This is a genomic window from Pseudomonas taiwanensis DSM 21245 (assembly GCF_000425785.1).
Lineage (GTDB): Bacteria > Pseudomonadota > Gammaproteobacteria > Pseudomonadales > Pseudomonadaceae > Aquipseudomonas > Aquipseudomonas taiwanensis.
The window spans coordinates 43,567-54,017 of the sequence record NZ_AUEC01000011.1; the positions used below are offsets into that span (position 1 = coordinate 43,567).

Sequence of the window (10,451 nt, forward strand, 5' to 3'; positions counted from 1 at the left end):
AGGCATTCACGACTTCGTCGGTAGACGCAGCGTTGCACGCAAGCCATGCGGTGCCCGGTTGTCCAACTGCACGCTGCCGCCCACGCGGCTCATGATGGCGGCGACGATCGATAGCCCCAACCCAGCGCCATTGGGTGCATCCTTGCTGTAGAAGCGCTCAAAGACCCGCTTCAGGTTCGCAGGCTCGATGCCAGGCCCTTCGTCATCAACATCCAGCCGCACTGTCTGGCCCTCGCGACGCAGGCGTACACTCACCCGTCCACCCGCCGGCGAATGATCTGCAGCGTTGGTCACAAGGTTCTGGATGGCGATACCCAGGGCACCGGCATCGGCACTGACGCGGTAGTCAGCTTCGGCAATGTCCAGGGAAGGCTCCAGTCCTCGTGCGAGCATCCAAGGGGTCAGGTCGGCCAGGGTATCGGTGACCACCTCAGCCAGATCGACCGGCTGCCAGTCACGCGGGCCCAGTTGTGGCTCTAGCCGCGCCAGGGTCAGCAGTTGGTTGACCACCCGGGCAAGGCGGTCGACACCACCAATCAGGTAGGTCAGCGCCTTTTGTCGCTCCGCCTCGCTGGCAGCAGCAAGCGCGTTCTGCGCATGCAGGCGCAGAATTGCCAACGGCGTGCGCATCTCATGGGCGGCATCGGCGATGAAACGGTGCTCGCGTCGGAGCATTTCGTCGATCTGCGCGAGCAACCGGTTGATCGCGGCCTGCATGGGCTCGAGCTCAGCCGGTAGCGGTACCAGCTGCAAGGGCTCGAGGGATTCGGCGTGGCGCGCGCGTATGACCGTGGCCATGTTCTGCAACGGCTTCAGCCCCCAGCCAATCGCCGCCCAGACCAACAGTGCCAGCACCAGGCTGCCGAGCAGGAACGGCATCAACGTGTGGCGCACGATGCGGTCGATCAGGTCATAGCGAACATCGTTGCGCTCGCCGACCCAGATCACCCAGCGCTTTTCGGGTACCGGCAGCATGAAACTGCGCCAGCGCTGCTCGGCCACGACGATATCGGCAAACCCCGGCGTGCGCGGGGCTGGCTCGATACGCGGTGCGCTGGGCGTGTGCACCAGCAAACTGCCATCATCGGACCAGACCTGGAATGCCAGCTTGCTTTCATAAGGGTGGCCCACCCTGTGGTGCCCCGCCTTGCTCAGCGCCTCGTTGAAGGCACGGTAGAGGGCATCGCGGCTCTGTTCCTGCACCGGCAGGCTCATGATCCCTTGCAACAGCCGCGCGTTCTGCGCCAGGTGGGCGTCATAGACCTCGTTAATTTCGTGTCGACTGTCGTGGTAGTTGTACAGCGCAAGCGCTCCGCTCCCGACCAGCAACGACAGCATGACGCGCCACAACGTGCGCTGGCGCAATGAACTCATCGATGGCCTTCCACCAGGTAGCCAATACCTCGCACGGTTCGGATCAAGCCATTGAACAGCTTCTTGCGCAGCTGGTAGATGTTCACCTCCAGGGTGTTGCTTTCAGGCTCCTCATCCCACCCATACAACAACTGGGTCAGGCGCTCACGGGTGAAGACCTTGCCCGGTTGCGCGAGCAGTTCGTGCAGCAAGCGATACTCCTTGGGTGTCAGCACCACCGGCTGGTCCAAGTAATACACCTGCTGGGTCGCAGGGTCCAGACGCACCCCGGCATGTTCGATGACCAGTTGCGCACGACCGGCACTGCGGCGCAGCAGGGCCCGCAACCGGGCCTTGAGCTCGTTCAGGTCGAAGGGTTTGACCAGGTAGTCGTCGGCACCGGCATCCAGGCCATTGATGCGATCTTCGGTGGCATCCCTGGCGGTGAGTATCAGCACTGGCAGGTTCTTGCCGCTGGCGCGCAGGCGCCTGAGCAGTTCGATACCGTCCAACCGGGGCAGCCCCAGGTCCAGGATGACCAAATCGAAAGCCTCGTGCACCAGGGCGTGCAGCGCACTGGCGCCATCCTGCAGCCAGTCGAGGGTATACCCTTCCTGGCGCAGGCCGTCACAGATCCCCTCTCCTAACGCTGCATCATCTTCAACCAGCAGTAGACGCATGCTTAATCCTGCTTGTCCTTGATTGCCTTGAGTAAAGCATCGATTTCCCCTCGCCGGCCCTGGTCGGCCAATTCGCGGCCGGGCCGGGCGGGCGCTTGCAAGGCCTTCTGCAGTGCGGCGCGGGCCTCATCGTAGCGGTTCTGCCGATACAAGTGGTCAGCCCAGAAGTAGTTGCTGTCGATGCCATCAGGGTTGATCGCCAGGGCTTGACGCAACATCGCTTCGGCCTTGTCATGGTCGCCAAAACTCAATGGCCACCCCGGCACCTGATCATACAGCGCCCCCAAGCTTGTGTAAGCGGAGCCTTGCAGGGCCTTGGGGTCCATGGCCAAGGCCTTTTCCAGGCTGGCCCGTGCCGCCTTGACCTTGCCCAATGCCCCTATCCCGCCGGTGGCACCCGCCCAACTGCTGTTGACGATTCCGTCCCAGATCAACGGCTCGGCTGAACCTGGGTGCTGGTGAACCAGGGCCGCCGATTGCCCGGCCAGGGCCTCGAACGCGGCAGCCTGCTGCGCCTCGGGTACACGGTAGCGAACCTCGGCCCAGCGCTGCTGGATGGCACCGAGCTGCTGCGTGCCGGCTTGATCCAAGGCCCAGGTGAAAGGCGCGATGACCAGCAGACTGGCCAGTATCAGGGGTTTCATTTGCTCGACTCCTTGCTGTGCGAGGTGCTGTAGCGGCGAATCAGCGGCAGTTGCTTGCGCAGCGCGCGGTCGACCACGCCCGGTAGCATGCCGTTCAGACGGACGAATAATTTCTCTGGCCACCCCAGGTACAGCTCGTTGCGGTCCGATTGCACCGCCGCCAGCACGGCGCGGGCAACATTTTGCGGGTCGTCCATGCCCACCTTCAAAGCCTGGTTCAAGGCCGTCGCTGCACTACTGTTCATTGCCGTACGGGTGGCCCTAGGGGCGGCATACAGCACGCTTACCGTGGTGTCGGCCAGTTCGCGCCGCAAGGCTTCGGAGAAACCACGCAGGGCAAACTTGCTGGCACAGTAGGTGGCGTAGCCTGGGTAACCGATCGAGCCATAGGTCGAGCCTACGTTCACCACCAATGCCGCAGGCTGTTCGCGCAGCAGTGGCAGGCAGATGCGGGTGAGCTTCACTGCGGCTTTGATGTTCAGGTCGAACAGTTCGTCGAGCGCGGCTTCGTCGAGCTGTTCGATCAAGGCGAAACGGTTAACGCCCGCCGCGTTGATCAACACATTGAAACCGCCCATGGCCCGCGCCGCTGCCAACACCTCGCCGCGGCCTTCGGCGCTGCACAGATCAGCCGCCTGCCAGCGCAATTGCTGCGGGTAGCGATTCATCAGGCTGCTCAGCTTGCCCAGGTGGCGGCTGACCGCCAACACCCGCGCCCCCGCCGCGCAGAGTTGATCCGCCAACTCAAGGCCAATGCCGCCGCTCGCGCCAGTCAGCACCACCACGCAGTCAGACAGCCGCATGGCGCACCTCGCCCCGGTTGGCGCGTGGCAACCCTTCGAACATCGCGGTGTACAGCCGGTACACCACTTTCGCTGCGTGGACTACAGCCTGCTGGTCCTCGGGACTGTCGAGGCGATCCATCAGCTTGCGATACGTGGCCATGTGGTCCTGATCCAGCGCGCCGTGGGAGCTGAGGTAGCTGAATGCGGTGTCCGGCAGGCCGAGGCCTTGCTTCAGGGAACCGGCAGCCTGAGTGGCCAAGGCAATGCTGGTGCCTTCCAGTACATTGACCATTCCGAACAGCGCCACGGGGTTGCCACGGGCGACCTGGTCATAGAGAAACGCCACCATCAGCTCGATGGGTAGCGCCGGCCGCGCATCGCGTACCTGTTGCGGCTCGCCACCGCAGGCAGCGATGTCATTGAGAATCCAGTGTTCGTGGCCATATTCTTCTTCGATGTACTCGCACACCGCACCGCGTAGCCACTCCAGCCGCTCAGGCAGTCTCGCCCCGCAGGCCATCATCAGTGGCACGGTATGCCGGACATGGTGATACGCCTGGCCGAGGAAGGCCCTGTAGGACTCAAGGCTGGCCTTGCCGTCAAGCGCGTCCTTGATCACAGGCACATTGAACAACGCCGTACGTTCCTCGGCGGTTTCCGCTTGCAAGGTTGCAAAGAATGACATGATGGACCTCTTTCATTGAATTTCAGTTAGCAGCGACTCGTAGCGCTGCAGAATGTGTTCACGCCGCGGGCGGCCATTGGCCGTGAGGGTCTGCTGGGCAACACTCAGTGACTCGGGCAAACGCCTCCAGGCATGCACCTGGGCATAGTCCGGCAGCCCGGCGTTGGCCTGACGCACCGCTTGCTCGATCGCTTCATCGGACGCTGACGGGTCCAGCGGCCAGAGCAACGCCAGGTTGTGGGGCAGGTGCTCGCCGTGCACGAACGCCTGCGCGATCACGCCCCCTTGCGTCAACTCGGCCTCCACCCATTCAGGGTTCACGTTGCGTCCGAAACTGGTGGTGAACTGGTGCTTCTTGCGCCCATCGAGGTACAGGAAACCGTCCGGGTCGAAGTGCCCGATGTCCCCCGTGGGCCACCAGGCGCCGTCGAACCCAGGCTCCCCCAGGTAACCCAGCAGGGCCGAGCCACAGACCAGTACCTCGCCGTCCTCGGCGATACGTACCTGCACATGGGGCAAGGGCCGCCCGACACTGCCCAGGCGCTGCTCGCCAGGACGATTGAGGCATACCACCGATGCGCATTCGGACAACCCGTAGCCCTCGAACACCGGAAGCCCGACGGCCTCGGCTCGCTGCAGCAGGCTGGAAGCCACTCGCGCACCGCCCACCGCGACAAAGCGCAAGGGCCCCACACGCATCAGGCCCCGCTCGATGGCCGTGACCAGACCCAGCAACAGCTGTGGAACCAGAATCAGGCTTTCGGCTCCGGACAACGCGATGCAGCCCAGCAGACGCTTGAAGTCGACCTGACTGGCGCCACCCATGCCCAACTGCTGCTGCGGGTACAGCATTACACTGGCACCTGCCAGTAAGGCGGCGTACAGGCCCAGGTTCTCCAGTAGAACGGCCAAAGGCAGCACTGCCAGGTACTTGCCCGGTGCCGCAGCGCGGCTGGCGGCCTCCAGCTCACTGGCGACCCGTAACAGGCTGTCGGCGCTGAGGCACACACCTTTGGGCGCCCCCGTGCTGCCGGAGGTGTAAGTGATCTTCGCGGTGCCGAGGGGCAACGGCTGGGCGACTGTGGCTTCACGCGTCCAGTATTGTTCACGCGGGTTGAAGCCGCATTGGCGCAGGTCCTCGGCGAAGCCCTCATCGGCCACCGCCAGTACCGCGCCGCTCTGCTCCAGGCAGTGCCTGCGCTGGGCATGGCTGAAGAACGTCGGCAGGATCACGCACGGGCGATCGCCGAACAGTGCCGCCAGGTCCCAGAACAAGGCCTCGGGGCCATTCTCCAGGGCCAGCACGAAGGTACCGCGAGGTTGCCCGGCCAACCAGTCCTGCCGCCATTGCACTTCGGCCAGCAGCTGGTCATAGGTAAACGCGCCGCTGCTGCCTTGCACGGCGGGTTGCGCGCCACGGCTACGTGCATGCCGGTGCAGGATCTGCTGAAACGCTTGCAGTTCATGCGGCATGACCGGCCTCCTGTACAGATACCGGCAAGCCAAACCGCTCGAATACCCCACTCTGGGCGAGCGCCGTGTAGCCACCACCGATGCGTCCGACGAACACTTGCGGATGCTGGGCGTAGTAATGCCCCCAGCTCGCTGCCTCGCCGTGCAGGCGCTCCGGGTCCGCCGGGGCCAGTGCCGTTGGCACCAGGCCAAGTCGATGGAAGCTGTTGACCAAGGTCGTCGCCCCTGTGAAGGCCACCCACTGCAAACCACGTTCGGCCAGCAACCAGGTCACGGCAATGATCATGATCCGCGCGCTGCCCGCACTGAGTGCGGCCAGGTTCCCGACCTCCACCAGTTCCGAGCGCTGCACCGTGCCGGCGGCCAGGCGCGATACGCAAGCCTCCAGTGGCTCATCGAGATAGCGTTCGAGAAATAGCGGACCGCTGATGGCCGGGCGAATGCCCGCCGCGGCGATCAGACGATGGTGACTGTCGTACAGCCCCAGTAGCTCAGGCAGATAGTGATGGACGTCGGCGTGGTGAATGGACTGGAAGCGGGCATGGATGAACTGTTCCAGTTCGGCGCGTCCTGGGTCGGACACGCCATGCAGCAGCAGATGGGCCTGGCGCTCGGGATGCACGCCTATGGCCAATGGAAACATCGCGCCGCAATCGTTCTGGGTCATGGTATCCCCCTGGGTTCATGCGTTCGGCGCAGTATCCCGGAGAAATCTGAAGCCAGTCTGAAGTGGCTGTCCTGCGTTCACAGTCTGCAAGGCGTCCGCTACAGTTGCCCTTGCTCACCGCGTATTACAACAAGGAACAGCGATGCGCCACGAATTCAGCGAAGTGCTCACTGACTGGGTCGACTACTTTCTGGTCGGCGATATCCAGTTGCTCGAAAGCTACAAGCAGGCCCATGGCCTGCCAGACGATCTGGCCTACGAGTTCACCCATGGCGACAGCGGCGACCAGGCCGTGCGCGAGGGGGTCGTGCTGCCTTTGGCCGGCGTCGACAACCTGCCCTACCGCATCCTTTTCACCCTCGACGGCGACCCGCCCGCGCTGCGCCAACCCGGCAGCCGCCTCAAGCATCAACGCTCCGGCTATGTGTTGCGGGTTGAGAACCGCGCGCTGATGCTGTTCACCTGGCGCATCCTGCAACACTTCACCCCCAAGACCTTGGGCGACCTACTGGCACGTTACCAGGAGCCCGGGCGGCCGATCATCGAGCTCGATAACGGCTGGTATGACGTGGAGGTGCTGGCGGGTGCCGTGGTGCGCGAAGGGTTGTACGAGCCGGCATTCGAGTTCGTGTTGAACAAGCGCTGGAGCCGGGGTGAGGCCGCGCAGGTGGATATCGGCTACGCCTTCACCCTGCGCGGGTACTTCGATTGAGCAAGCACCTGCAGCGGCCCTTGGGCGGGTAAGCCCGTTCCTGGCTGCGTGGGAACGAGCCTGCCCGCGAAAGGGCCAATGAAGCCTCAACTGTGATGGATATCCCGATCCTTGGTCTCCGGCAAGAAGAAGATCCCCAGCACCGCGGTCATCACCGCAATCACGATCGGATACCACAACCCATAGTAGATATCGCCGGTCGCCGCCACCATGGCGAATGCCACCGTCGGCAGGAAGCCACCGAACCAGCCATTACCGATGTGGTATGGCAACGACATCGAGGTGTAGCGGATACGCGCTGGGAACAGCTCCACCAGCCAGGCGGCTATCGGCCCGTAGACCATGGTCACGTAGATCACCAGAATCGTCAGCAGCAGCAACACCATGGGGTAATGGATCTTCGCCGGGTCGGCCTTTTCCGGATAACCGGCATCCTTCAGAGCGCCCGCCAAGGTAGCGGTGAAGGCATCGCTCTGGGACTTGAAGTCAGCGGCCGCGAGGCCACTGCCATCGAAGCTCGGAATCACCCGCTCGCCGATACGGATCTGCGCGACGCTACCCGGCTCGGCCTTTTCGTTCCCATAGGGGATCGCACGCTTGGCCAGCAGGCTTTTGGCGATGTCGCAGGAACTGGTGAATTTGGCCTTGCCGACCGGGTCGAACTGGAAGGCGCATTGGTCAGGATCGGCCACCACCACAACAGGGTTCTGCTCCTGGGCGACGAACACGTCCGGGTTGCCGTACTCGGTCAGTGCCTTGAAGATCGGGAAGTAAGTCAACGCCGCGATGATGCACCCCGCCATGATGATCTTCTTGCGTCCGATGCGGTCGGAGAGGCTGCCGAAGACGATGAAAAACGGCGTGCCGATCAGCAACGAACCCGCAATCAACAGGTTGGCGGTCTGCGGGTCGATTTTGAGCGTCTGCAGCAGGAAGAACAGCGCATAGAACTGCCCGGTGTACCACACCACGGCCTGGCCGGCGGTCCCGCCAAGCAACGACATGATCACCACCTTCAGGTTGTCCCAACGGGCGAAGGACTCGGTCAGTGGCGCCTTGGACGCTTTGCCTTCGGCCTTCATCTTCATGAACACCGGCGATTCGTTGAGCTGCATGCGGATGTACACCGATATCGCCAGCAGCAGGATCGACAGCAGGAACGGAATGCGCCAGCCCCAGGCTTCGAATGCCTCGGTCCCCATCGCGGTGCGGCATGCCAGTATCACCAGCAGCGACAGGAACAGCCCCAAGGTAGCGGTGGTCTGGATCCAGGCGGTGAAGAAACCTCGCCGCCCTTTGGGTGCATGTTCGGCCACGTAGGTCGCCGCGCCGCCGTACTCGCCTCCCAGAGCCAGGCCTTGCAACAGGCGCAGGCTAATCAGAATGATCGGCGCCGCAACCCCGATGGTCGCATAGCTGGGCAGGATACCCACCACCGCGGTGGACAAGCCCATGATGACAATGGTGATGAGGAAGGTGTACTTGCGCCCGATCATGTCGCCCAGGCGACCGAACACGATGGCGCCGAACGGCCGCACGGCAAAGCCTGCGGCGAAGGCCAGCAAGGCGAAGATGAACGCGGTGGTTTCATTGACGCCTGCGAAGAAGTGCTTGGCGATGATGGCCGCCAATGAGCCATAGAGGTAGAAGTCGTACCATTCGAACACCGTACCCAGGGATGACGCGAAAATGACTTTTCGCTCCTCTCGGGTGATGCCGCGTTGGGGTGCGCTATTGCCCGTGGTTGCGCTATCGAGTACCGCCATGGGTTGCCTCCGTCTTGTTGTTCTAAGGCCGGAGTACCTCACACCCATTTCAGCGTCGCACCCAGGCCCTGGGGCTTGCATTGGTTGCGCGAAGCACGACGAGGCAAGCCGCCTCGGATCGCAGCAAGGACAGTAGAAGCATAATCGGCTTTTCCAGGATATCCACTGGCCAGCATCGCCAGTGAGCGCCGAGGGCTCCGCGTTCCTCGCCCTGGGGTTCAGTCCTGCACTGGCCCCTTCAACTCGACCTGATTACCGTCGGGATCATAACAGTACAGCGACAACCCTTCCCCTTCGGCACCGTAGCGTCGTTCGGCAGGTTCGACACGGATTCCCTGCTCCAGCAGGTAGGCGGTCAGCGCCTGCTCATCGAAAGGCTCGATGCGCAGGCAGAAGTGATGCAGGTTGCGCCCTTGCGACCCGGGACCCGCACCGCCCGGTTTACCCAGTGGACCATCGAGGGTGACCAGATCGATCATCGCCGAACCGGTCGCCAAGTGGACCATGCCCAGATCCTCCCGCTCGCGACTGACCCGACAGCCCAATACATCGCGGTAGAACGCAACGCTGCGCGCAAGGTCCGTGACCCTCAAGACCAGATGGTCGATATGGGCGATGGCGAAAGGTCGCATGCCGAGCCTCCCTATGGCATCCAGGCAATCATTGCCTGTCACCATAGCTCAGGACCTGACACCGTCGCCATAACCGTCACTCATTGACCCGTCGTTGCAGCAAGCTCCCCTCGTGGCGGGCCAGGATGCGCAGTATCTGGTCGACCAGCGCGCGATCAGGTGCTTCCAGGTGAAAATGGTGGCCACCCGGATGCCAGGAAACGCGGGCATGTTCAGGCAAGGCCGCCTTGCGTTGCTCGAACCCTTCACCGGTGAACGCCCCCTGGCGACCGAACATCAGATACAGCGGACAACGGATTTGCCGAAGCAGGTCGCAGGCTTCGCCCTCGGTCAGCGGCATGGGTTCGGGCAGCACCAGCCGTGGGTCGTGGCGCCAGCAGTAGCCATCGCCCAGTTGCAGCAAGTCGCGCAGGGCCAACAGTCGCGTGGCCTCTTCGGACAATTCACCGTCCAGGCGCTTGCGCCGTTGCGCCAAGGCCATCTCGATGGTGTCGAAACGCTGTGTGTCAGGCTCGCCGAAGCCTTGCAACTGGCTGCGCTGGACCATGCGCTTGAGCCGATAGGCGCGCGCCAGGTGCTGCACGCGGTCATGCTCGGCAACCGTGAACGGGGCTCCCATGCCGTCGAGGAAGATCATGCTGGCGATGCCACTGGTCATAGCACCAAGCAGCGATGCGACCCCGGTGCCCATGCCATGGGCCAACACATGAAACTGCGACAGGCCCAGGCTGTCGGTCACCGCCAGCATGTCCTCGGCATGCTCCCACAGGTAGTAGCCGCTGTCATGGCGTCGATGGTCGGAGCGCCCGTGGCCAACCATGTCCGGGGCCACCACGAAACAACCGTCGAGCAACGGCCCGAGCCGTTCGAACGAAGCCGCGTTGTCCAACCAGCCGTGCAGGGCCAATACCGGGATCCCATCTTCAGGCCCCCACGTGCGCACGGCAATTTCAATGCCTTCGAGGTCAAGCAGATGATCCTTCGGACCGCATAGCGAACGCATGCAACTACTCCCTGGCTAAACCTGGCGCCATGGCCAGACGGAATTCGCCAC

At 63.2% G+C, this 10,451-nt stretch carries 11 protein-coding genes; 1 reads left to right on the plus strand and 10 read right to left on the minus strand.

The window, feature by feature from the left end; all coding sequences use genetic code 11:
• Positions 1–6: 6 nt before the first annotated feature.
• The 7 genes from H620_RS0103015 to H620_RS0103045 are packed head-to-tail and all read right to left on the minus strand — an operon-like array spanning position 7 to position 6,287.
• On the minus strand, positions 7–1,374 hold the full coding sequence (locus H620_RS0103015) for an ATP-binding protein (protein ID WP_027906693.1): 1,368 nt from the start codon (positions 1,372–1,374) through the stop codon (positions 7–9).
• Positions 1,371–2,033 carry a response regulator gene (locus H620_RS0103020; protein ID WP_023380860.1) on the minus strand — a complete coding sequence of 221 codons (663 nt, stop codon included), beginning with the start codon at positions 2,031–2,033 and terminating at the stop codon, positions 1,371–1,373. The genes H620_RS0103015 and H620_RS0103020 overlap by 4 nt, the downstream gene beginning before the upstream one ends.
• Positions 2,034–2,035: 2 nt before the next feature.
• A complete protein-coding gene (locus tag H620_RS0103025) occupies positions 2,036–2,677 on the minus strand; it encodes a tetratricopeptide repeat protein (protein ID WP_023380861.1) in 642 nt (213 codons plus the stop codon).
• Positions 2,674–3,480, minus strand: coding sequence for an SDR family oxidoreductase (locus H620_RS0103030; RefSeq protein ID WP_027906694.1), 807 nt, complete (start codon positions 3,478–3,480; stop codon positions 2,674–2,676). The genes H620_RS0103025 and H620_RS0103030 overlap by 4 nt, the downstream gene beginning before the upstream one ends.
• A complete protein-coding gene (locus tag H620_RS0103035; protein WP_023380863.1) occupies positions 3,467–4,147 on the minus strand; it encodes an iron-containing redox enzyme family protein in 681 nt (226 codons plus the stop codon). Before H620_RS0103035 ends, H620_RS0103030 begins: the two co-directional genes overlap by 14 nt.
• A gap of 12 nt (positions 4,148–4,159) precedes the next feature.
• On the minus strand, positions 4,160–5,620 hold the full coding sequence (locus H620_RS0103040) for an AMP-binding protein (RefSeq protein WP_027906695.1): 1,461 nt from the start codon (positions 5,618–5,620) through the stop codon (positions 4,160–4,162).
• On the minus strand, positions 5,610–6,287 hold the full coding sequence (locus H620_RS0103045) for a thermostable hemolysin (protein WP_023380865.1): 678 nt from the start codon (positions 6,285–6,287) through the stop codon (positions 5,610–5,612). The genes H620_RS0103040 and H620_RS0103045 overlap by 11 nt, the downstream gene beginning before the upstream one ends.
• Positions 6,288–6,429: 142 nt before the next feature.
• On the opposite strand from H620_RS0103045, the gene H620_RS0103050 reads away from it, so the two are divergent.
• Positions 6,430–6,999 (plus strand): hypothetical protein, encoded by a 570-nt coding sequence (locus tag H620_RS0103050; RefSeq protein ID WP_023380866.1) that lies wholly within the window; start codon positions 6,430–6,432, stop codon positions 6,997–6,999.
• Positions 7,000–7,085: 86 nt separating this feature from the next.
• On the opposite strand, the gene H620_RS0103055 is transcribed toward H620_RS0103050, so the two are convergent.
• The 3 genes from H620_RS0103055 to H620_RS0103065 all read right to left on the minus strand — a co-directional run bounded on the left by H620_RS0103055 (position 7,086) and on the right by H620_RS0103065 (position 10,400).
• Entirely contained in the window at positions 7,086–8,765 is a 1,680-nt protein-coding gene (locus H620_RS0103055; RefSeq protein ID WP_023380867.1) for an MFS transporter, read from the minus strand.
• Positions 8,766–8,983: 218 nt separating this feature from the next.
• On the minus strand, positions 8,984–9,397 hold the full coding sequence (locus tag H620_RS0103060) for a VOC family protein (protein ID WP_023380868.1): 414 nt from the start codon (positions 9,395–9,397) through the stop codon (positions 8,984–8,986).
• A gap of 76 nt (positions 9,398–9,473) precedes the next feature.
• A complete protein-coding gene (locus H620_RS0103065) occupies positions 9,474–10,400 on the minus strand; it encodes an alpha/beta fold hydrolase (protein WP_023380869.1) in 927 nt (308 codons plus the stop codon).
• Positions 10,401–10,451: the final 51 nt, after the last annotated feature.